At 72.3% G+C, this 21,651-nt stretch carries 15 protein-coding genes; 11 read left to right on the forward strand and 4 right to left on the reverse strand.

From position 1 onward, the window contains the following. Positions 1–57 precede the first annotated feature (57 nt). The 9 genes from ACIBK5_RS20880 (at position 58) to argF (ending at position 14,392) form a co-directional block, all read left to right on the forward strand. Entirely contained in the window at positions 58–1,575 is a 1,518-nt protein-coding gene (locus tag ACIBK5_RS20880) for a hypothetical protein (protein ID WP_399021367.1), read from the forward strand. Between the two features lie 16 nt (positions 1,576–1,591). Continuing rightward, positions 1,592–2,683: an AAA family ATPase gene (locus tag ACIBK5_RS20885; protein ID WP_399021368.1), complete on the forward strand. Its 1,092-nt coding sequence runs from the start codon at positions 1,592–1,594 to the stop codon at positions 2,681–2,683. Continuing rightward, entirely contained in the window at positions 2,683–7,218 is a 4,536-nt protein-coding gene (gene fxsT / locus ACIBK5_RS20890) for an FxSxx-COOH system tetratricopeptide repeat protein (RefSeq protein ID WP_399021369.1), read from the forward strand. Before ACIBK5_RS20885 ends, fxsT begins: the two co-directional genes overlap by 1 nt. A gap of 129 nt (positions 7,219–7,347) precedes the next feature. After that, positions 7,348–8,523 carry a hypothetical protein gene (locus ACIBK5_RS20895; RefSeq protein ID WP_399021370.1) on the forward strand — a complete coding sequence of 392 codons (1,176 nt, stop codon included), beginning with the start codon at positions 7,348–7,350 and terminating at the stop codon, positions 8,521–8,523. Further along, positions 8,520–9,647: a caspase family protein gene (locus ACIBK5_RS20900; protein ID WP_399021371.1), complete on the forward strand. Its 1,128-nt coding sequence runs from the start codon at positions 8,520–8,522 to the stop codon at positions 9,645–9,647. The genes ACIBK5_RS20895 and ACIBK5_RS20900 overlap by 4 nt, the downstream gene beginning before the upstream one ends. A gap of 97 nt (positions 9,648–9,744) precedes the next feature. Continuing rightward, on the forward strand, positions 9,745–9,981 hold the full coding sequence (locus ACIBK5_RS20905; RefSeq protein ID WP_399021372.1) for a hypothetical protein: 237 nt from the start codon (positions 9,745–9,747) through the stop codon (positions 9,979–9,981). A 284-nt stretch (positions 9,982–10,265) separates the two neighbouring features. Next, positions 10,266–11,972, forward strand: a complete 1,707-nt coding sequence (locus tag ACIBK5_RS20910; protein ID WP_399021373.1) for an HEXXH motif domain-containing protein — start codon at positions 10,266–10,268, stop codon at positions 11,970–11,972. Positions 11,973–12,065: 93 nt separating this feature from the next. Then, a complete protein-coding gene (locus ACIBK5_RS20915) occupies positions 12,066–13,289 on the forward strand; it encodes an arginine deiminase (protein WP_399021374.1) in 1,224 nt (407 codons plus the stop codon). A 95-nt stretch (positions 13,290–13,384) separates the two neighbouring features. Continuing rightward, positions 13,385–14,392 (forward strand): ornithine carbamoyltransferase, encoded by a 1,008-nt coding sequence (gene argF, locus ACIBK5_RS20920; protein WP_399021375.1) that lies wholly within the window; start codon positions 13,385–13,387, stop codon positions 14,390–14,392. A 7-nt stretch (positions 14,393–14,399) separates the two neighbouring features. Here argF and ACIBK5_RS20925 read toward each other — a convergent pair whose 3' ends face one another. Beyond that, positions 14,400–14,867: an ATP-binding protein gene (locus ACIBK5_RS20925; protein WP_399021376.1), complete on the reverse strand. Its 468-nt coding sequence runs from the start codon at positions 14,865–14,867 to the stop codon at positions 14,400–14,402. A gap of 310 nt (positions 14,868–15,177) precedes the next feature. Between ACIBK5_RS20925 and ACIBK5_RS20930 the strand changes: the two genes are divergently transcribed. Both ACIBK5_RS20930 and ACIBK5_RS20935 read left to right on the forward strand, forming a co-directional pair. Then, entirely contained in the window at positions 15,178–16,005 is an 828-nt protein-coding gene (locus ACIBK5_RS20930) for an enoyl-CoA hydratase family protein (protein WP_399021377.1), read from the forward strand. Next, positions 15,990–18,419 carry a bifunctional salicylyl-CoA 5-hydroxylase/oxidoreductase gene (locus ACIBK5_RS20935; RefSeq protein ID WP_399021378.1) on the forward strand — a complete coding sequence of 810 codons (2,430 nt, stop codon included), beginning with the start codon at positions 15,990–15,992 and terminating at the stop codon, positions 18,417–18,419. The genes ACIBK5_RS20930 and ACIBK5_RS20935 overlap by 16 nt, the downstream gene beginning before the upstream one ends. A gap of 21 nt (positions 18,420–18,440) precedes the next feature. Here the strand turns inward: ACIBK5_RS20935 and ACIBK5_RS20940 are convergent, their stop codons facing one another. From ACIBK5_RS20940 to ACIBK5_RS20950, 3 genes are all read right to left on the reverse strand, one after another. After that, the gene (locus ACIBK5_RS20940) at positions 18,441–18,998 is read right to left on the reverse strand and encodes a cysteine hydrolase family protein (protein ID WP_399021379.1); all 558 of its coding nucleotides are present in this window, start codon (positions 18,996–18,998) and stop codon (positions 18,441–18,443) included. Positions 18,999–19,078: 80 nt separating this feature from the next. Beyond that, complete coding sequence (locus ACIBK5_RS20945) at positions 19,079–19,891, reverse strand: PaaX family transcriptional regulator C-terminal domain-containing protein (protein WP_399021380.1); 813 nt, start codon at positions 19,889–19,891, stop codon at positions 19,079–19,081. A gap of 15 nt (positions 19,892–19,906) precedes the next feature. Next, positions 19,907–21,529 carry an AMP-binding protein gene (locus ACIBK5_RS20950; RefSeq protein ID WP_399021381.1) on the reverse strand — a complete coding sequence of 541 codons (1,623 nt, stop codon included), beginning with the start codon at positions 21,527–21,529 and terminating at the stop codon, positions 19,907–19,909. Between the last annotated feature and the right edge of the window lie 122 nt (positions 21,530–21,651).

Below are 21,651 nucleotides of genomic sequence, written 5' to 3' on the forward strand. Positions count from 1 at the left end.
GCCGTGCTAACTTCGCTGGTCGGTCTATGCAGGTGAACCGACTCAGGGGGAAAGTCGGTGCAGACAGGTGCGGCGCCCGGCGGGTCCGGCGGCGAGTCCACACATCGAGCGGAATTCGAGCTGCTGTTACAGCTCACCGAGGTCCTCTGCGAGCTGAGCTGCGTGGAGGACGCGCCGAGCCGGGTGCAGTTCGCCGGTCTGCTGGGAGGCCAGCTCCACCGGCAGGTGGACATACGCGGTGTCAGGCTCCGTGAGGATGTGGTGAGTCTGGTGACCGCCGCGTTGAGCGTGGCGGGCGGAGAACACGTACTTGTCGGGGTGGTCCGCATCCTGGAAGGCGCCCCGGCCGGAGACGAAGTCGACCGGCTGATCGCTCCGGCCCCGGTCCTGGCCGGACCGCTGTCCAAGGAGGAGGAGAAGAGCGCCCGCGTCGCGCTCTCCCGCGGTGACCTGCCCGCCGCACGCTTACGGGATGGGCTGGCCGAGGAACTCGTGGGCCTCGACCTGCCCGACGGACTCACCCCCGAGCAACTCTTCGCGCACCTGCTCGAATGGAACGTGCAGGAGGACGGCCTGCCGCCGGCCGTCCTCCTCCTCGACCACGCGGCCGGTCTGGCCCGGACCGTCGATCACCGTCTCGCGCTGACCGCGTGGGCCGACGACTGGGCCGGACGCGCCGGCCTCACGGCGGAGCTGGCGAAGCGCCGGGACAGACGCGCCGCGGTGGTGTGGTCACCCGACACGCCCCGCACCCTTGTCGTCGCCGTCGAACCTGCCCAGGACGGCAGCACGGACGTGGTCGTGCGGACCTGGACGAACGCGACCCCCGGCCGCTGGGACCCCCGCCCCGGCGAGCCCCGCACGATCCCCCTGCCCGAACTCGGCCGAGCGGTGGACGAGGCCCTCCGGCACGGCACCCGACTCTGGCTGGCGCCGCGCGAGCCGGACCCGAGCGGGCTCCGGGAGCCGCCTGCGTACATAGAGTTCCTCCTTCCGTACGATCTGATGAACCACGATGTGGCGGGATTGACGTTCGCCATCGGCGACGGTGAGCCCACCCCGCTCGGCCTGAGGTACGGGGTTCATCTACGCAGCCTTGAACGCATGCGTACGGACAACGCCGTGGTCCGGCAGCAGTGGCAGCGGCGCTGGGCCGCTCTGAAGCAGCATGGGGTCACGGTGCATGCCTGGAGAGAGGCGGACGCCCGGCGGCCGCGCGCGTGGCAGATCGCGCTCGCCGGGGAATCAAGAAGTACGGCAGTGCTGTTGGACGCGCCGACCGGAGGGCCGGCCCTGGCGGCGCTCAAAGCGGCGATAGCGGAGGGGATCGGGCTGGCCGTCTGGGACCGCAGAGGTGTGTTCACAGAGGAGAGGCGCGAAGTGGTGACCGCGGTCTTCGCGGCCGTCGCGATGCCCATGCAGCTTCCTTCCGTCATTCACCGCATGCGTCTGAACGCCGAGAGCGGCGCGGAGGACGCGGTCCAGTACCTGGCCCGGAACGTCGGATTCCTGTGGGACGACCCCACGCGAGTCGTCGACTTCCAGACCACCGACCCCGGCGATCTCGCCAGCTGAGCTAGGAGGCTTCGGCATGAGCGCACAGGAACGGACGACCGAGGACGACTGGCGGGTCTTCCGAGCCACCGGACGCCCGCAGGACGCCCCGCCCGTGCTGCCGGACCCGCCGCCCTGGCGGAGGTTCCGGGGCGGCCCGGCCGAGGCCTCACCCGCGGACGACGCCGAGGCCGCGATGCGCCGCCTGGGGCCCGGCGGCCTCACACCCCAGCTCGACGAGGAGCAGATCGAGACGGTCAACGCCGCCCTGCTGTTGCGCCGCCCGCTGCTGATCACCGGCCCTCCTGGCGTCGGCAAGTCGACGCTCGCCTATCTGATCTCGCGTGAGATGGGGCTCGGCCGGGTGCTCGAATGGAACATCGTGAGCCGTACCAGCCTGCGCGACGGCCTGTACGTCCATGACGCCATGGGCCGTGCCCAGGCCATCGCCGCCTGGCAGGCGGGACTGCGCGAGGCGGCACAGGTGGAGCAGGTGTACGAAGACGGCGAACAGACCGTCAACCCGGCGCCTCTGTCAAGGGATCGTCAACTTGCGCCGGTAATCGGGGAGTTCATTACACTGGGACCGCTGGGCACTGCCCTGCTGCCCTATGAACGGCCCCGGGTGCTGCTCGTCGACGAGCTCGACAAAAGCGACATCGACCTGCCGAACGACCTGCTGCACGTTCTTGAGAATGGAAGCTATGAGGTTCCGGAGCTGGTACGTGACGCCGCCGACGCGGCGAGCGTGCACACCAGCGACCCGGGAGGCCGGGCCGCGGTGCGGAACGGGCGGGTCGAGTGCCGGGAGTTCCCGGTCGTGGTGATCACCAGCAACGGGGAGCGGGAATTCCCCGCCGCCTTCCGGCGCCGCTGCCTGCCGATGGAGATGCACACCCCCACCCGGGAGCAACTACTGGCCATGGTGGAAGGGCACTTGGGGCTCAGGCCGCGCGGCACCGAAGACCTCGTCGACCTGTTCGTTCAGCGGGTCCAGGCGGGTGGCGTGCACTCCCTCGACCAGTTGCTGAACGCTGTCCAGATGACTACTGCGGGTGGTTTTCAGGCTGACGGTGACGGGCGTAAGCTCGTCGAACTGCTGCTCCGCGACCTCGCGAAGGGCCGCTGATGACCCGGGAGCGCGCATCCGGACCGGGCGACGGGGATCCCGCATCGGGATCGTCGTCGCCTCCTTCGGTGTACCCCGAGCCCTCCGTGCTGGCGAGCGAGCACGGAGACCGGCTCCCGGCCGCTCCCGATCACTTCGTACCGCGCTGGCAGGAGTTCGCCGACGCGGTGTGGCTCGCCGCCCACCGGAGCCGGTACGGCGGTCCAGGCGACGCGGCCCAGGAGGCGCCGCCCTCCGCGGCCGTGGAGGCCGCGGGCCCGCAGGACGCCGACGCTGAACTGCGGCCCCCGCCGCCGGCGGCCGACGACGCGCCCCAGGATCCGCCGGCGGCCGACGACGCACCCCAGGATCCGCCTGCGGCCGACGACGAGGACGCTCCCCTCGAGCCGTCACCGGCGAGCCGCGCCGCCGCCGCGCCGACCCGCACCGGCGACCCAACCGGTACCCAGGCCGCAGGCCGTTTCTTACCCCACCCCGCAGGCCGCTCCACCCTGCACCTCGGGCCACCGCTGCTGCCCCGGGCCGAACCCGATCCGTCCGGCCCCGGCCGCGTCACGGCCCTGCTCGCCCGCGCCCTGCACCACCTGGCCCGCCGCATCCCGTCCCGCGACAGCCTGGAGCTGGACGAGGAGACCACCGCCGAACAGGGCCTCGTCGACGGACTGTGGATGCCGTTCCTGCGGCCCGCCCGGGTCTCCGCCTTCGATCTGGTGCTGCTGCTCGACGACGCGCCCACGATGCGGATCTGGGAGGAGAGCGCCGCACGCCTGGCCCGGGCCGCCGAGCACAGCGGGGCCTTCCGCAGCGTGCGCACGCTGCGGGCCACCGTCCCCCGCACCGGCACCGCCACCCTGCGCTGGCCCACCGGACGGGCCGTCATCGACCCCGCCGAACTGCTCGACGGCCGGGGCACCCGGATCTTCCTCGTCGTCACCGACGGACTCGCCCACGGCTGGGCCGCCACCGCCGCCGACGAACTCCTCGGCCGCCTCGCCCACGCCGGCCCCACCGCCCTCGTCCATCTGCTGCCGCCGCATCTGCGCCACCGGAGCTCGCTCTACCCGTACCCGGTCGTCCTGGAGGCCGGAGGTTTCGGCGCCCCCAACGACAGCCTCGGACACTGGGCGCCGCCGGGCGGCCCCGACCCGATGCGGCCCCTGCCCGACGCGGGCGACGGCTCCGTCGCCGTCCCGGTGCTCTCTCTGAAACCCGCCTCCCTCGCGGCCTGGTCCGATCTGGTCACCGGCGGGCGCGGCGTGCGGCGTTCGCTGCCCGTGGTGCTGGCAGGAGCCCTGAGCAAGGGCGCGCCCGCTCCCGGTCTGCGTGCCCCGCGCCTCCCGCGCGCCGCCACCACCGCCGTACGACGCTTCTTCAGCCTCGCCACCCCCTCCGCCCGCCGGCTCGCCACCGAACTGGCCGCCATCCCCTTCGACTTCGACCTCGTCGAGCAGCTGCGGCGACGCGTCATGCCGGAGACCGGTCCCGATCACCTCGCCGAAATCCTCATGGGCGGTCTGATCGACTGGGAGGGCGCGGGTCAGGGGCGCCCCGAGTTCGCCGATGGCGTCCGAGAGGCGCTGCTCGCGACCACCACGCGCAGCCAGCTCGCCCGCACCGTCAGCGTGGTGGGCGAGCTGCCCGCTGCCGGGGAGCGCGGCGTCGCGCTCCGTGCCGCCCTGCACGACCCGCTGCGGACCAGGCTGCCCGACCCCTCCGAAGGGGGCTGGGTCCGCAGCGAACTGGCGGTGATGCGAGCCCTTTCGGGGCCCTACTCCGAGCGGGCCAGGCGCATCGAACCGAATCTGACCAGGAACGCGCCCGCTGCAGCCGTACCGGTGGAGAACAGTACGCCCGCCCAGCCACCCCCAGAGGTGAATAACCCGGGCGAAACGACTCCATCCAGCCCAGCGGGCAGTGACCCCGATTCGGAAATTTCCGATCTGACTGGAGAGTCCGTGTCGTCTCCGACGGCCGGCGCGCACCGACAAGAGACCCCGGAGGCAGAGCCGCTCATGCAGAGCACCACGACCGCAACGCCGGCCCTACTGGTGAACGTCCCCATGCGTAACACCTCGTTCGTCGGCCGCCAGGCGCTGCTGAGGGCCGTGGAGGAGCAGCTCGCCGCCCAGGACACCGCCGCCGTGCTGCCCAACGCCCTGCACGGCCTCGGCGGCGTCGGCAAGTCCCAGCTGGCCCTGGAGTACATCTACTCCCACCAGCGCGACTACCGGATCATCTGCTGGATCCCCGCCGAACGCGAGAGTCTCATCCTGGCCGCGCTCTCCTCCCTCGCCTCCCAGCTGGGCGTCGCCCCGTCCGGTCAGGACAGCATGGGCGCCGCGGCGGCCAACACCGCCGTGCCCGCCGTACTGGAGGCGCTGCGCACGGGGACGCCGTACGACAACTGGCTGCTGGTCTTCGACAACGCCGAGGACATCGAGGCGGTGCGGGGCTACTTCCCGCACAACGGGCCGGGCAAGGTCATCGTCACCTCCCGGAACCGGGGCTGGGAACGGGTGGCCACCTCGCTGCCGGTGAACGTCTTCGAGCGCGACGAGTCCATCGAGCTGCTCCAGAAGCGTGCCCAGGACCTGCCCCGGGAGGACGCCGACCGGCTGGCCGAAGCACTCGGCGACCTGCCGCTCGCCGTGGAACAGGCGGGCGCCTGGCTCGGCGTCACCGGGATGGAGGTCGACGAGTACCTCGGACTGCTCGCCCAGCGCAGCCCGGAGATCCTCGAGATCGAGCGGAGTCCCGACTATCCGGTCTCCGTCGCCGCCGCCTGGGACATCTCCCTGGAACGGATCAGGGAGAACAACCCGGGCGCCCGTCAGCTTCTCGACATCTGCGCCAGCATGGCCCCCGAACCGATCCCGCGGTCGATTCTGCGCAGCAGCCGAGGCCTCAACATCACGCCGCAGATCGATCCGATGCTGCGCGAGCCGATCAAACTGAACCGGGCCATCCGCGACCTCAGCCAGTTCTCACTGATCAAGGTCGACCCGCGCGCGGGCACCCTGCAGATGCACCGCCTGCTCCAGACCGTGCTTCTCGCCAAGCTGAGCGAGGAGGAACGCGAGCGGATGCGGGACGCCGCCCACCAGCTGCTGTCCGCCGCCAACCGGGGCTCCTACGGAGCCTCCCAGGGGTGGCGCGACTATCAGGCGCTGCTCCCGCACGTCCTCGCCTCCCAGGCGGTGACCAGCACCGACCCCTATGTCCGCGACCTGGTCTACGACACCATGTGGTTCCTCTACTACTGGGGCGACCACGAGAACGCCGCGGCCTTCGGCCGGCAGGCATGGAGCGCCTGGCTCGCCGCATCGGGCGAGGAGGACGTCTATGTCATCCGGATGACCAAGGGGTTCGCGTTCCTGCTGCGCCAGGTCGGCCAGATCGCCGAGTCGATCCCGCTCACCGAGAAGGCGCTGGAGGTCTCCCGCCGGGTGCAGGTCGAGCCCGAGGAGCTCATCGACTCCCTGTGCGAGATGTCCGACGCCCGCCGGTACCAGGGTCGGTTCAAGGAGGCGCGGGACCTGGGCAAGGAGGCCACCGAACTGGCCCGTTCGCTGTTCGGCCCCGATGATCCCGCCACCCTGCGCAGCAGCCACAGCTGGGGTGTCGACCTGAGACTGTGCGGGGAGTTCAGGGAAGCGCTGCCGCTGGACCAGGAGACAGCCCGCCAGCGAGACATGCTGCTCGGCGACGCCAGCTTCTTCACTCTCAACACCCTGCACTGCGTCGGCATCGACACGCGTGAGGCCGGCTGGTACCCCAAGGCGCGCGAATGGCAGGAGGACGTCTACCGCCGGGCGCTCACCGCGCTCGGTGACAAGCACCCCCTGACTCTGCGCATCGCCCGTGACCTCGGAGTCTGCCGCCGCCGCGACGGAGACCTCGCCGAGGGCGCCAAGCTCGCCGAGGAGACCCTGCGCAACTTCAAGTCCCGCTACGGCGACGAGCACATGGACTCGCTGACCACGGCGACCAACGTCTGCGTCGACCGGCGTCTGGCCGGGGACCTGGAAGGCTCCCTCCGACTCGCCGAGTCCACCGTGAGCAGGCTGGTGCGGCGTCTCGGCGGGGACCATGCGCACACTCTGGTGACCAGGGCGAACCTGGCCGCCACCGAGCGGGCCCTGGGTTCCCTGGACACCGCGCAGGAGCTGGAGGACGACGTGGCGCGCCGGCTCAGCGACACCGTCGGAGCGCACCACATCATCACCCTCACCGTCGGCATCGGCCAGGCCAACACCGCGTACGCGCGGCTCGACTTCGAGCGGGCGCGCGCGATCGACTCCGCCAACCTGCCGTTGCTGACCGAGGTGGCGGGCGACGACCACCCGCTCACCCTGTCCTGCACCTCCAACCTCGCCCTGGATCTGCGGGGCCTCGGGCGCGGTGACGAGGCGGACATCCTCCAGCGCAAGGCGGTGGACGGCTTCGCCGCGGTGCTGCGCACCGACCACCCCTGGCTTCAGGCCGCCCGCCAGCGTCGCCGCATCGAGTGCGACATCGCTCCCATGCCCATGTGACGCCGGCAGCCGAAGGCCCGCCGCCCGGGAACGCTCCCGGGCGGCGGGCCTCGTCCGTTTGCCCGGCTTCAACTTCCGTGTGATGCTGGTAAGTTGACTTCACAAGGACAGTCGTGTCACGGGGGGCGCATGACCGCGGTCGTCTTCGTCCATGGGACCGGGGTTCGCGAGCCCGCCCACTCGGCGCTGGTGGGACGTGTGACGGCCGGACTGGCCGCACGGCGCGACGGGCTTCGCGTCGTGCCCTACTCCTGGGGAGCGGCACACGGTGCCACGCTCGCGGCCGACGGGGCATGCCTGCCGCCCCTGTCCGGCACCACGCGCGGTCTCGGCGAAGGCCCGGCGGGGCCGGCCCCGACCGACGAGGCGACCGCGGCATGGGCCGCCCTCTACGCCGACCCGTACGCCGAACTGGCCCTGGCCGCTGCCGGGTCCGGCCCGGCCGTCGAACGCCCGCCCGGCTCCGTACCGCCGCACCAGCACATACGGGCGCTGCTTGCCGCACTCGCCGCCCAAGGGGGCGCGTCCCTCCCCGAGTTGGGCCCCGGACTGGCCCGCGCCGCCACCGGCCTGGCCGCCCACCCCCTGCTCGGCCCCGCCGCCGACGCCCTCGACCCGGCGGACCTCGCCCGTCTCGCCGCCCGCTCCCTGACCGCCCGCCTCATCGCCGACGCCCTCGACGCCGACTCCCCGCTCGTGCCGGTCGGCGAGACCCGTGACGCCGCCACCGACCGGATCGCCGAGGCCCTCGGCGCACCGCCCGGGGGCACGGAGCGAGGGCTGCGCTCCGCCCTGCTGCGGACGGCGGGAGCAGTCGCCGCGCGCGCCGTCGAGCGTCGTCGGCGTGCCCTCACCGAGGCCGCCCACCCCACCGCCGGCGACATCCTGCGCTACCTGAGCCGGGGTGCCGCCTTCCGGGACGGTCTGCGCACCCTCGTCGCCGGCCTGGAGCCGCCCGTCGCCGTGGTCGGCCACAGCCTCGGCGGCATCATCGCCCTCGACACGCTGATCTCCGCGCCACTGCCGCAGGTCGGGCTCCTGGTGACGGCCGGCTCCCAGGGGCCCTTCCTCTACGAGTCGGGCTCCCTGCCCTCCCTCGAACACCCCGCGCCCCTGCCGTCGCACGTCCCCGCCTGGCTGAACCTGTACGACCCGCGCGATCTGCTCGGCTATCTCGGCGCGGCCCTCTTCCCGGGCCGCGTCACCGATGTCGCCGTCGACAGCGGCCAGCCGTTCCCCGCCGCGCACAGCGCCTACTGGACGAACCCCGCCGTGTACCGCCATATCGTGGACCGGCTGCCGTGACCGGGCCGATGCCGTCCGTCGATCCGGCCCGGGTGCACGCCCTCGTCGTCGGGATCGAGGCGTACGAGGCCGGGGACACCTGGCGGCTGCCCGGGCCGGCCCGGGACGCCGTACGGTTCTGGCGGCTGCTGCGGGACGCCGGGGTGCCGGGGCGGCAACTGCGCCTGCACCTGGCCCCGTTGCCGTCGTACGACCCACACGTTCCGTACGGGGGTGCGGACCGGGCGACGCTGCGCCGGGTGCTCGTCCGCGAACTGTCCCCGGCGCAGGGCGACCTGCTGTGGGTGTGGTGGGGTGGGCACGGTGTGCTGGACCGGGCCGGGCGGCTCCGGCTGTTCTGCGCGGACGCGGGCGTCGACGACAAGGTGGGCATCGACCTGGACTCCGCCCTCGCCCGGTACGCGGGCGACGCCGTGCCCGGTCTGCGCGAGCAGATGTGGATCGTGGACGCCTGCGAGACCTTCGAGGAAGACCTCGCCTTCCGGGAGGCACTGCCCGCCGACGCCCTGCCCGTGGGCCGGCCCGACCACGTGCACCGGCAGACCGTGCTGCGCGCCGCCGGGCGGGGGAGGGCGGCGGCCAACGACCCGGTCCGTGCCACCGGGCTGTTCTCCGACGTCCTGCTCGGTCTGCTGGCCGACCGGGCGGCCGTTCTGCCCGCGGCGCCCGATCCGGAGGAACTGTTTCCGGCCGTTCGGGCGCGCATCGCGGCCCTCAGGGAAGAGGGCCGTACTCTTCAGCATCCCGAGATCCGGCTTCAGGGCCCCGACCGTACCGAGACTCTTCCCCCTGCCGGACCGCCCGCCGCGCCGCGCCCCCTCGCCGCGTTGCAGCGGGCGGTGGAGGCCCTCCTCGCCTACCCCCTGATGCACGACCCGGACGAGCGGCAGACGGTCGTCGCCGCGCTGAACCCCCGTGTCACAGCGGTACTCCGCCGCCACAGCAGCGCACGCACCGACGTCGTCAACATCCTCGGCGGACTCGCCCGGCGGAACCCCGAGACACTGTGGGACCTGTTCGACGCCGTGGTGTCCGTCGACGACGATCCGAAGATGAGGGCCGAACTGGAAGTCGCCATCGGCGAGTTGGCGTCCACTTCGCCGGGTCGGCGTGACCGGCGGTGATCAGTGGCGTGATCGTACGGTTTTCGCCCCGGGGGGTATTGGTCATGATGGAAAGACACGGGGCATCGCGTGCCACCGTGCGAGAAGGGGGAGCATCTTGGACCAGCCGCCCGCTCCGCACCACGCCGGAGCCGCCGCACTTGAACCGGTCGTCGCCGCCGCGGGGACCGATGTGTGGGAATCCGATCTGGCGGACCTCGCGGCGCTGCCCTTGAGCGCCGTGGACGGTCTCCCCACCCTGCCCCCCACTACGCGCCTGCTGACCGAAGTCCTGCGCGCCCGCAGCAGCATGAGGAGCGGCGAAGGAGGAGGCCAGGGCGCCCGAGCCGACTAGTGCCGCGTCAGCCAAGGTTCGCCCCGCCGCGACGCCCGGCACGCCCTCTCGCCGCACCGGCCGAAAGCCCAAGTGCATCCAGTACGAGGACTGCCGGCCGGCACCCCCCAGCCTCCGGCCGGGGGGACCCCCAGAGCGCCCACCGGACGCCGCTCCTTCACGGGCAACCTTGACTGACGCGGCACTAGCCGCCGACCGCGTCCCGACGGCAGCACCCCGGTGCGACACCCGCACGCGCACCGGGGTCCCCGCATGTCCGCCAACCCGACCGGAGGCCCGCGACGATGACCAGCGAGCAGCACCTCGCTCCCTTCCGCATGCCGGACCGCCTCTTCGCGGAGCTGGCCGCCGGAGGTGGCTCCGCCACGGCCGTCGCCTTTCTCGAACGAGCTGAACGCGCACGGCGGTTGCTGCTCCTGCGCACCCTCCTCGGTCACCTCGACGCTCTGCCCACGCCCCTCACCCCGGTCGCCGAGGCCTGGCGGGTGCTCAAGGAGGCGGCCGAGGCGTCGCCGGAGCCGGTCGAACGCCTGCTGCTGGCCCCGGCGACCGGCGGCTGGATCTCCCACATGCTGCGCCGGGTGCACGGCACGGCCACCGGGCCGCCGCTGTGGGCGGAGGCGGGGCACCTGTGTGCGCTGGCCATCGCGGCCTCCTTGCACGCGGGCACGGAGACGGCCCTCGACGTCCCCCTCACCAGCGGGCGGCTGCCCGTGCCCGGTCTCGGCATGGTCCGACTTCCCGACGCGCAGGAGGGCCTGGCGGTCGGCCGGGCCATGACGGCCGGGGGAGAGCTGACCGTCGAGGGGCCGGGGAGCGCGGCCGGAACGGTGCGGGTGGCCTGTCGCCCGCTGCGGCAGCGCGCCGGCGCCGCCGGGGCAGGGGCAGAGGAAGGCCGCTGGCTTCCGCTGCGGGCCCTCACCCACACCGGCCCCGACGGTGCGGCGCCGGTCACCGTCGTACTCGAAGACCTCGACCCCTACCGCGATCTCGACGACCACCTGCCGCCCGACCGACTCGACGAGGACGAGGCACGGGAGTGGCAGCGGCTGTTCGGCGAGGCCGTGCGGATCCTCGCACGCCCCGGTGCGCCGGGCCCCGGGCGGGTCGACCTCGCCATGATCCGGGCGATCGTGCCCTTCGGACGCACCGCCGTCAGCCCGCCCCCGCCGCCCTTCGTCCAGGTGTCGGCCTCCAGCGGCGACTCCTTCGGCGGCATGCTCGTCGTCCGCCCGGCCTCCGCGCTCGCCCTCGCCGAGACCCTGGTGCACGAGCTCCAGCACAGCAAACTGGCCGCCCTTCTCCACCTGTTCCCGCTGCTGGACGACGACCGGGCCGAGCGCTACTACGCCCCCTGGCGCACCGACCCCCGTCACCTCACCGGCCTGCTGCACGGCGCGTACGCCTTCACCGGGGTCGCGGGGTTCTGGCGGGACCGGCTGGCGGGTGCGGAAGGGGCCGAGGCGGTCGAGCGGGCCGCCTACTTCTTCGCCCTGCGTCGCCTGCAGAGCCGCCTGGCCGTGCGCACCTTGCTGACCAGCGGCCGTCTGACCCGGCAGGGCCGCGCCCTCGCGTCCGGGCTCGCCCGCACCCTCGACGGCTGGCTGCGGGAGCCGGTCCCGCCGGCGGCGCTGAGCCGAGCCCGCGCCGCCGCCGTGCTGCACCGCACCGAGTGGCGCCTGCGCAACGTAGCCCCGCCCTCCTCCGGAGCCGGAAACCCGCGCTTCCGCCCCGACCGCACCCCCTGGCCCGACGTACGCACCCACACCTTCGCCACCCGGCCCGCCGAACCGCGCACCGCCGACGAGCACCTCGCGGCCGGTGACGCCGCCGCCGCGCTCGCCCGGTACGCCGACCAGCTGGCCGCCGACCCCGCCGAGCCGCACGCGCTGGCCGGCTGGATCGTCGCCCGGGCCGTGCTCGACCCGGGCCGTACGACCCGGCGCATGCTGGCCCGGCCGGAACTGCTCCAGCCGTTGCCCAGCGGGTGACCGCCCCGGTTGTCGTCACGCAGACGCAAACAAGAGTTCGCGGAAACGCGCGAGCAGCGCGTCAACGGGCGCCCCGGTGGTCAGGATGGAGGCATGGCATACCACGTCCACTCCGAGGCCGGGCGGCTGCGCCGCGTCATCCTGCACCGGCCCGATCTCGAGCTCAAAAGGCTCACCCCCAGCAACAAGACCTCGCTGCTCTTCGACGACGTGCTGTGGGTGCGCAGGGCCCGCGCCGAGCACGACGGATTCGCCGATGTGCTGCGCGACCGGGGCGTCGCCGTCCACCTCTTCGGTGACCTCCTGGCCGAGACGCTTCAGGTCCCGGCGGCCAGAACCCTCGTCCTGGACCGGGTCTTCGACGAGAAGGAGTACGGCCCCCTGGCCACCGACCATCTCAGAGCCGCTTTCGAGAACCTGCCCGCACGGGAACTGGCCGAGCTCCTGGTCGGCGGCATGACGAAACGCGAGTTCCTGGACGGGCACCCGGAGCCGACCTCGGTGCGCTTCCACGTCATGGACCTGGACGACTTCCTGCTGGACCCCCTGCCCAACCACCTCTTCACCCGCGACACCTCCGCCTGGATCTACGACGGCGTCTCGATCAACGCCATGCGCTGGCCCGCCAGGCAGCGCGAGACCGTGCACTTCGAGGCGATCTACCGGCATCACCCGCTGTTCCGGGACGAGACCTTCCACGTGTGGTCCGAGGGACAGGCCGACTACCCGTCGACCATCGAGGGCGGGGACGTCCTGGTCATCGGCAACGGGGCCGTCCTCATCGGTATGAGTGAGCGCACCACACCGCAGGCCGTCGAGATGCTCGCGCACAAGCTGTTCGCCGCCGGCTCCGCGGAGACGATCGTGGCGCTCGACATGCCCAAGCGGCGTGCCTTCATGCACCTCGACACCGTGATGACGATGGTCGACGGCGACACCTTCACCCAGTACGCGGGTCTCGGCATGCTCCGCTCGTACACCATCGAGCCGGGCGTCGGCGAGAAGGAGCTGAAGGTCACCGACCATCCGGCGGAGCACATGCACCGCGCGATCGCCGCCGCGCTGGGGCTGAACGAGATCCGGGTGCTGACCGCCACCCAGGACGTGCACGCGGCCGAGCGCGAGCAGTGGGACGACGGCTGCAACGTCCTGGCCGTCGAACCCGGCGTCGTGGTCGCCTACGAACGGAACGCCACCACCAACACCCACCTGCGCAAGCAGGGCATCGAGGTGATAGAGATCCCGGGCAGCGAGTTGGGGCGGGGGAGAGGCGGGCCGCGCTGTATGAGCTGCCCCGTCGAACGCGAGCCCGTGTGAGCATGCGGGCCCCTTAGGCATGCGGCCTGTATAGACATGCTGAGCTTCGTATAGTATTCCAGGAGTCTGTGTCCCCGTATCCCTGGAGCGCCCCCATGGCGACAGCCCCGAGTGCCCTCGCCGGCCGCCACTTCCTCAAGGAGCTGGACTTCACCGAGGAGGAGTTCCGCGGTCTGGTCGAGCTGGCCGCAGAGCTGAAGGCCGCCAAGAAGGCCGGGACCGAGACCCAGTACCTGCGGGGCCGGAACATCGCGCTGATCTTCGAGAAGACCTCCACCCGCACCCGCTGCGCGTTCGAGGTCGCGGCCGCCGACCAGGGCGCCTCGACCACGTACCTCGACCCGTCCGGCTCGCAGATCGGCCACAAGGAGTCGGTCAGGGACACCGCGCGGGTGCTGGGCCGGATGTACGACGGGATCGAGTACCGGGGCGACAGCCAGCAGAAGGTCGAGGAGCTGGCGGCGCACGCCGGTGTGCCCGTCTTCAACGGGCTCACCGACGACTGGCACCCCACCCAGATGCTGGCCGACGTGCTGACCATGACCGAGCACTGCGCCAAGCCGCTCGGGGAGATCTCCTTCGCCTACCTGGGCGACGCCCGCTTCAACATGGGCAACTCCTACCTGGTCACCGGCGCGCTGCTCGGCATGGACGTGCGTCTGGTCGCGCCGAAGGCCTACTGGCCGGCCGAGGAGGTCGTCGACCGGGCCCGCGCGCTCGCCGAGAGCAGCGGGGCCCGCATCACGCTCACCGAGACCCTGGACGACGGCGTCCGTGGCACCGACTTCGTCGCCACGGACGTCTGGGTCTCCATGGGGGAGCCGAAGGAGGTCTGGGACGAGCGCATCACCGCTCTCGGCCCGTACGCCGTGACCATGGACGTCCTGCGGGCCACCGGAAACCCGGACGTGAAGTTCCTGCACTGCCTGCCCGCCTTCCACGACCTGGGCACCAAGGTCGGGCGCGAGATCCACGCGTCGCACGGACTGGCGCACCTCGAGGTCTCCGACGAGGTCTTCGAGTCGGCCCACTCGGTGGTCTTCGACGAGGCGGAGAACCGGATGCACACCATCAAGGCGGTCCTGGTGGCGACCCTGGCCTGAACAGGTCCTAGGCCGACGGGCGCCGCTGAGCCGGTACCGCGGGCAGCCTGAACCACACCGCCTTGCCGGACTCGGTCGGCCGGTGCCCGCACGACGAGCTCAGCGCGCGGATCAGCAGCAGCCCGCGCCCGTGCTCCTGCCAGGGGTCGGGCGGTCCGCCGGACGGGCGGGTGAGGTCGCCGGGCGGTGCCGGGTCGGTGTCGTGCACCTCGACCTGACATCCCGACGGCATCAGCTCCACCACCAGCTCTATCGGTGCCTCGCCGGTGGTGTGCTCCACCGCGTTGGCCACCAGCTCCGCCGTGAGCAGCTCCGCCGTGTCGCAGTCGGCCCCGCATTCCAGCTCGGCCAGCGCCGTACGGACCAGGGCACGGGCCACGGGCACCGCCGCGACGGTGTGCGGCAGCGCGATGCGCCAGGAGGCGGGGGCTGAGGGGAGTTCGTACAAGGCGGGTCCGTTCATGGAGCAGGACATCCTGCTTTCAACCTTATGAATGGTACGGCGCCGCTCTTCAGAGGCGTCCGAGGGGCCGTCGTCGGGGGGCGCCTTCGCCCCCTTGCCGGACGGCTTACCCAGGTGAACGCGGTGCTGCGCGCCGCTGCTCCCACCGTTACGCCGGTGTGGACGATCTGTGACGGATGTGACCGGGCCGGGTCACCCCGGATCCACACAGAAGTCCTACCCGGACGGCCTATCGCGCACTCATGACGACAGTCACGGATGAGTGATAGCTTCGTGGGGTAGAGCTCAGTGAGACAGTGCCCGCCCGAGGAGGCCGCACGTCATGAGTCCCTTCACCGGCTCCGCCGCCCGCACCCCCCGCTGGGAGCATCTGCGCGTCGATGTCACCGACGGCGTCGCCACGGTCACCCTGGCCCGCCCCGAGAAGCTCAACGCGCTCACCTTCGGCGCCTACGCCGACCTGCGCGACCTGCTCGCCGAGCTGTCCCGGGAGCGGTCCGTACGGGCCCTGGTGCTGGCCGGCGAGGGACGCGGCTTCTGCTCCGGCGGCGACGTCGACGAGATCATCGGCGCCACCCTCGGCATGGACACCGCCCTGCTCCTGGACTTCAACCGCATGACCGGCCAGGTGGTGCGCGCCGTCCGGGAGTGCCCCTTCCCGGTGATCGCGGCGGTGCACGGCGTGGCGGCGGGTGCCGGAGCGGTGCTCGCCCTGGCAGCGGACTTCCGCGTCGCCGACCCCACGGCCCGGTTCGCCTTCCTCTTCACCCGGGTCGGCCTCTCCGGCGGCGACATGGGCGCGGCCTACCTCCTGCCCAGGGTCGTGGGCCTGGGCCACGCGACCCGCCTCCTGATGCTGGGCGACCCGGTCCGGGCCATCGAGGCCGAGCGCATCGGCCTGATCAGCGAACTGACGGAGGAGGGCGCCGCCGACGAGGCCGCCCAGCGACTGGCCCACCGCCTGGCGGACGGCCCGGCCCTGGCCTTCGCCCAGACCAAGGCCCTCCTCACGGCCGAGCTGGACATGCCCCTGGCGGCATCGGTGGAACTGGACGCCTCGACCCAGGCCCTCCTGATGACCGGCGAGGACTACGCGGAGTTCCACGCGGCATTCACGGAAAAGCGCCCCCCGAAATGGAGCGGACGGTGAGCGACTCTCCCTCAGGGGCGCGGGGCGGTGTCAATTTGCGGCTCCGCCGCGGGGCGCGACCAGCCACGGACAACCTGCACCCGCACCACGACACCGGCCACCCCCTACGCGTGGCAGTCATCGGCGGCGGCCCCGGCGGCCTCTACGCCGCCGCCCTCCTCAAACGCCTCGACCCCACCCGAGAAGTCACCGTCTGGGAACGCAACGCCCCCGACGACACCTTCGGCTTCGGAGTCGTCCTCTCCGACGAGACCCTCGGCGGCATAGAACACGCCGACCCCCAGGTCTATGAGGCCCTCCAGAGAGACTTCATCCGCTGGGACGACATCGACATCACCTACCGCAACACCCGCCACACCTCCGGAGGCCACGGCTTCGCCGCCCTCGGCCGCAAACGGCTCCTCGAAATCCTCCACACCCGCTGCCGCGAACTCGGCGTGGCCCTCCGCTTCCACACCGAGGCCCCGAAAGACCTCCCGGGGACCCATGACCTGGTCATCGCCGCGGACGGCATCCACAGCACCACCCGCGAGACCTACGCGGACGTCTTCCACCCCCGGGTCACCACACACCACTGCCGCTACATCTGGCTCGCCGCCGACTTCCCCTTCGACTCCTTCCGCTTCGACATCGCCGAGACCGAACACGGCGTGATGCAGCTGCACGGCTACCCCTACGCCCGCCCGTCGCCCGACCACCACCCCTCAACGAGGCCCTCCGGGCCACAGAATCAACTCGGCTCCTCCACCGTGATCATCGAGATGCGCGAGGAGGTCTGGCAGCGGGCCGGCTTCGACGAGCTCGACGAGACCGAGTCGATCGAACGCTGCGGCAAGATCTTCGCGGAAGCACTCCGGGGCCGCCCGCTGCGGTCCAACAACTCGGCGTGGACGACTTTCCGCACGGTCGTCAACGACCGCTGGTCGCACGGCAACCTCGTCCTGCTCGGCGACGCCGCCCACACCGCCCACTTCTCCATCGGCTCCGGCACCAAGCTCGCCGTCGAGGACGCCCTGGCCCTGGCCGCCTGCCTGGAGGAGCGGGACTCACTGGAGGAGGCCCTGGCCGCGTACGAGGCGGAGCGGCGGCCCGTCGTCGCCTCCACGCAGCGCGCGGCCCGCGCCAGCCTGGAGTGGTTCGAGAACCTCGGCCTGTACCTGGACCAGCTGCCCCGCCAGTTCGCCTTCAACCTGCTCACCCGCAGCCGCCGCGTCACCCACGACAACCTGCGGTTGCGCGACCCGGACTTCACGGCGGCGGTGGAGCGCGAGTTCGGCTGCCCGCCCGGCACGCCCCCGATGTTCACCCCGTTCCGGCTGCGCGGTCTGACCCTGCGCAACCGGGTCGTCGTCTCGCCCATGGACATGTACTCGGCGGTCGACGGCGTCCCCGGCGACTTCCACCTGGTCCATCTGGGCGCGCGGGCGCTGGGCGGGGCCGGGCTGGTGATGACCGAGATGGTGTGCGTCAGCGAGGAGGGCCGGATCACGCCCGGCTGCGCCGGCCTCTACACCGGCCGGCAGGCCGAGGCGTGGCGGCGTATCACCGACTTCGTGCATGCCCAGGCGCCCGGTACCGCGATCGGCGTGCAGCTCGGCCACAGTGGCCGCAAGGGCTCCACGAAGCTGATGTGGGAGGGCATGGACGAGCCCCTCGAGGAGGGCAACTGGCCCCTCGTGGCCGCCTCCGCCCTGCCGTACAAGCCGTACGGGCAGACCCCGCGCGCGCTGTCCCGCGCCCAGCTCACCGACATCCGTGAGCAGTTCACGGCAGCGGCCTGCCGTGCCGCCCGGGCCGGCTTCGACCTGCTCGAACTGCACTGCGCCCACGGCTACCTGCTCTCCGGCTTCCTCTCCCCGCTGACCAACCGGCGTACCGACGCCTACGGCGGCTCGTTGGAGAAGCGGCTCCGTTTCCCGCTGGAGGTGTTCGACGCCGTACGGAACGTGTGGCCGGGGGAGCGGCCCCTGACCGTGCGGATCTCCGCCACCGACTGGGCCGAGGGCGGGACCACGGGCGAGGACGCCGTCGAGATCGCCCGGGCCTTCGCCGCACACGGCGCGGACGCCATCGACGTGTCGACGGGGCAGGTCGTGGCGGACGAGCGGCCGGAGTTCGGGCGGTCGTACCAGACGCCGTTCGCGGACCGTATCCGCCGGGCGGCCGGCGTCCCGGTGATCGCCGTCGGCGCGATCTCCTCCTGGGACGACGTCAACTCGCTGATCCTGGCGGGCCGCACGGATCTGTGCGCCCTGGCCCGCCCGCACCTCTACGACCCGCACTGGACCCTGCACGCGGCGGCCGAACAGGGCTACACGGGCCCGGGCGTCGCCTGGCCGGCCCCGTACCGCGCGGGCAGCCGCCGCCCCCAGACGGGCCGTACGGACGCGCCGAAGCCGCGGCTGAGCCTGTGAGGTGAGGCGACGGGGGGCCGCTCAGGTGAACTCCGTCTCCTTCGCCGCGTTGATCCGGGCGCCCATGTTGCGCTCCATCATCTCCAGGGCGGCGGACGCCAGATGGGGGTGGATGGAGGCGACGGCGTCCCTGGGCACCGTGACCTCCAGGTGGCGGATGTGCGCGTCGAGGGCGGAGTAGAGGACGCACTGCTCGGTGACCTGTCCGGTCAGCACGACGTGTCCGACGCCCAGGCTCCACAGGAGGTAGGACAGGGGCGTCTCGAAGAAGACCGAATGGCGGGCCTTCACCACGAAGAGGGATTCGTCGTCCGGCCGGATCGGCTCGATCAGGTCGGCGTGCGGCCGGGCCAGTGCGCTCTCCACGAGCTCTCCGTGGTGCGATCGCCACAGTCCGAAGTTGTCGTTCGCGTAGATCACCGGCACGTCCGCGTCGCGGGCCCGGCCGATCAACTCGGCGATGACGGGCACGACCCGCTCGACGGACGGCACGAGCAGCTCGGCGTCCTCGTGGTCGTACGTGTTGATCATGTCGACCACGATCAGAGCCGGCCGCGTCGGACCTGCCCGCCGTTCCATCGCCTCCGCCGTCCGTCCGGTGCTGTCATCGCGCTGCCGAGTACCCGGCGTCCCGGTGGGCCCAAACGAAGCGACGCGATCTACAGCCCCACGAACCCCGCCCCCGCGTCCCGCAGCCGCTCGTGCAGCCCCCGGAACACCGCCGACGAGCGCTCCCCGGGCCAGTCCCGGGGGAGCAGAGCGGACGGCAGGCCGGGGTCGGTGTAGGGGAGGTGGCGCCAGGAGTCCAGGGCGAGCAGATAGTCGCGGTAGGCCTCCTCGGGCGGGGTGTCCTCGCGCTTCTCCCAGCCGTGCAGCACGGGCGCGTGGCGGTCGAGGAACGCCTCGTGCTCCTTGGCGATGGCGGCCAGGTCCCACCAGCGGGTGACGGCCTCGGCGGTCGGCGCGAAGCCGAGGTGGCCGCCGCGGAAGAAGTCGACGTACGCGTCGAGCCGCAGCCGCTCAAGGGTGTGCCGGGACTCCTCGTACAGCCGTGCGGGCGCGATCCACACGCCCGGAGCCGCCGTGCCGAAACCGAGGCCGGCCAGCCGGGAGCGCAGCACATGCCGCTTCTGCCGCTCCGACTCCGGCACGGAGAACACCGCGAGCACCCAGCCCGCGTCCTCGGGCGGAGCCGTGGCGTAGATGCGCCGGTCGCCGTCGTCGAGCAACTGCTTCGCGTCCGGTGACAGTTCGTACCCGGCCGCACCGTTCGCGGCGCGGGCGGGCACGAGCAGTCCGCGTCTCTTGAGCCGCGACACCGAGGAGCGTACGGACGGGGCGTCCACACCGACCGCGGCCAGCAGCCGGATCAGTTCGGCTACCGGCACGGGGCCCGGTACGAAGCGGCCGTACGCGCCGTAGAGCGTGACGATGAGAGACCGTGGTGCATGCTGGTCGGACACGTTGATCATCTTAGGTCGTACGGCTCAGTCCTGGTCGCCTTCGGTGCCTCCGTCCGGGACCCCCGCGGCGCGCAGCCGGAATCGCTGGAGCTTGCCGGTGGCGGTGCGCGGCAGCGAGTCCGGGAAGACGATCTCGCGCGGGCACTTGTACGGCGCCAGCTCGCCCTTCACGAAGTCGCGCAGCGCCCCGGCGTCCCGTTCCGCGCCCTCCTTGAGGACGGCGTAGGCCACCACGACCTGTCCGCGCGCCTCGTCGGGCCGTCCCACGACCGCCGCCTCCAGCACGTCCGGGTGGCGCAGCAGCGCGTCCTCGACCTCGGGTCCGGCGATGTTGTACCCGGCCGAGATGATCATGTCGTCGGCGCGGGCGACGTACCGGAAGTAGCCGTCGGGTTCGCGGACGTAGGTGTCGCCGGTGATGTTCCAGCCGCCGCGTACGTACTCGCGCTGCCGTGGGTCGGCGAGATAGCGGCAGCCGACCGGTCCGCGCACGGCGAGCAGCCCCGGCTGCCCGTCGGGCACCGGCCGGCCGTCCGCGTCCTGCACGCGCGCCTCCCAGCCCGGTACGGGAACGCCCGTCGCCCCGGGCCGGATCCGTTCGTCGGCCGCGGAGATGAAGATGTGCAGCAGTTCGGTGGCGCCGATGCCGTTGATGACGCGCACACCGGTCCGTTCGTGCCAGGCCTGCCAGGTGGCCGCGGGCAGGTTCTCGCCGGCGGAGACGCAGCGGCGCAGGGACGAGACGTCGTGGCCGTCGAGCGCGTCGAGCATCGCGCGGTACGCCGTCGGCGCCGTGAACAGGATGGAGACCCGGTGCCGGGCGATGGCGGGCAGCAGCTGCTTCGGGCCCGCCTGCTCCAGCAGCAGGGCGCTCGCCCCGGCCCGCAGCGGGAAGACCACGAGACCGCCCAGCCCGAAGGTGAAGCCCAGCGGCGGACTGCCGGTGAAGACGTCGTCGGCGCGGGGCTTGAGGACATGCCGGGAGAAGGTGTCGGCGATCGCCAGCACGTCCCGGTGGAAGTGCATACAGCCCTTGGGGCGGCCGGTGGTGCCGGAGGTGAAGGCGATCAGCGCCACGTCGTCGGCCGCCGTCCCGACGGCCTCGTACGGTGTGCCGGGCGCCGGGCGGTTGAGCAGGTCGTCCGGGGCGTCACCGCCGTACGTCGTGATCCGCAGATCCGGGATCTCGGCCTTGGCGAGGTCGTCGACGGCCCGGATGTCGCACAGCGCGTGCCGGACCCGGGCGATCTCGCACATCGTGCTCAGCTCGTGCGGGCGCTGCTGGGCGAGCACCGTGACCGCCACGGCCCCCGCCTTCAGCACGGCCAGCCAGCAGGCGGCGAGCCACGGTGTGGTGGGGCCGCGCAGCAGCACCCGGTTGCCGGGGACGACGCCGAGGTCACCGGTGAGCAGGTGCGCGATGCGGTCGACCCGGGCGCGCAGCTCGCCGTACGTCCATGGCTCGCCGGTCGGGGTGAGGAACGCGGGCCGGTCGTCCGGAGGGCCGTGGAGCAGTTCGGCCGCGCAGTTGAGCCGTTCGGGGTAGCGCAGCTCCGGCAGGTCGAAACGGAGCTCGGGCCAGTGGTCCGGGGGTGGCAGCTGGTCGCGGGCGAAGGTGTCGACGTGCGCCGTGTCCCGTGGATTCATACGGTTCGCCCCCTTGGCGTGGTGGGCTCGCCCCTGGAGCGTATCGTGTTGGTGACGACAGTCAACGGTCCGCGATAGCCTCGGAGTGGCCCAGCCGGGATGCAGGGTGGCGGAGAAGGGAC

Source organism: Streptomyces sp. NPDC050546 (assembly GCF_044457425.1).
Classification (GTDB): domain Bacteria; phylum Actinomycetota; class Actinomycetes; order Streptomycetales; family Streptomycetaceae; genus Streptomyces.

What these genes read in the sequence shown, in the direction of transcription:
- ACIBK5_RS20895 (WP_399021370.1), top strand. Translation starts at nt 7,348, where the DNA reads ATGACCGCGGTCGTCTTCGTCCATGGGACCGGGGTTCGCGAGCCCGCC.
- ACIBK5_RS20945 (WP_399021380.1), bottom strand. Translation starts at nt 19,891, where the DNA reads ATGATCAACGTGTCCGACCAGCATGCACCACGGTCTCTCATCGTCACG.
- ACIBK5_RS20935 (WP_399021378.1), top strand. Translation starts at nt 15,990, where the DNA reads ATGGAGCGGACGGTGAGCGACTCTCCCTCAGGGGCGCGGGGCGGTGTC.
- ACIBK5_RS20885 (WP_399021368.1), top strand. Translation starts at nt 1,592, where the DNA reads ATGAGCGCACAGGAACGGACGACCGAGGACGACTGGCGGGTCTTCCGA.
- argF (WP_399021375.1), top strand. Translation starts at nt 13,385, where the DNA reads ATGGCGACAGCCCCGAGTGCCCTCGCCGGCCGCCACTTCCTCAAGGAG.
- fxsT (WP_399021369.1), top strand. Translation starts at nt 2,683, where the DNA reads ATGACCCGGGAGCGCGCATCCGGACCGGGCGACGGGGATCCCGCATCG.
- ACIBK5_RS20915 (WP_399021374.1), top strand. Translation starts at nt 12,066, where the DNA reads ATGGCATACCACGTCCACTCCGAGGCCGGGCGGCTGCGCCGCGTCATC.
- ACIBK5_RS20910 (WP_399021373.1), top strand. Translation starts at nt 10,266, where the DNA reads ATGACCAGCGAGCAGCACCTCGCTCCCTTCCGCATGCCGGACCGCCTC.
- ACIBK5_RS20940 (WP_399021379.1), bottom strand. Translation starts at nt 18,998, where the DNA reads ATGGAACGGCGGGCAGGTCCGACGCGGCCGGCTCTGATCGTGGTCGAC.
- ACIBK5_RS20930 (WP_399021377.1), top strand. Translation starts at nt 15,178, where the DNA reads ATGAGTCCCTTCACCGGCTCCGCCGCCCGCACCCCCCGCTGGGAGCAT.
- ACIBK5_RS20925 (WP_399021376.1), bottom strand. Translation starts at nt 14,867, where the DNA reads ATGTCCTGCTCCATGAACGGACCCGCCTTGTACGAACTCCCCTCAGCC.
- ACIBK5_RS20950 (WP_399021381.1), bottom strand. Translation starts at nt 21,529, where the DNA reads ATGAATCCACGGGACACGGCGCACGTCGACACCTTCGCCCGCGACCAG.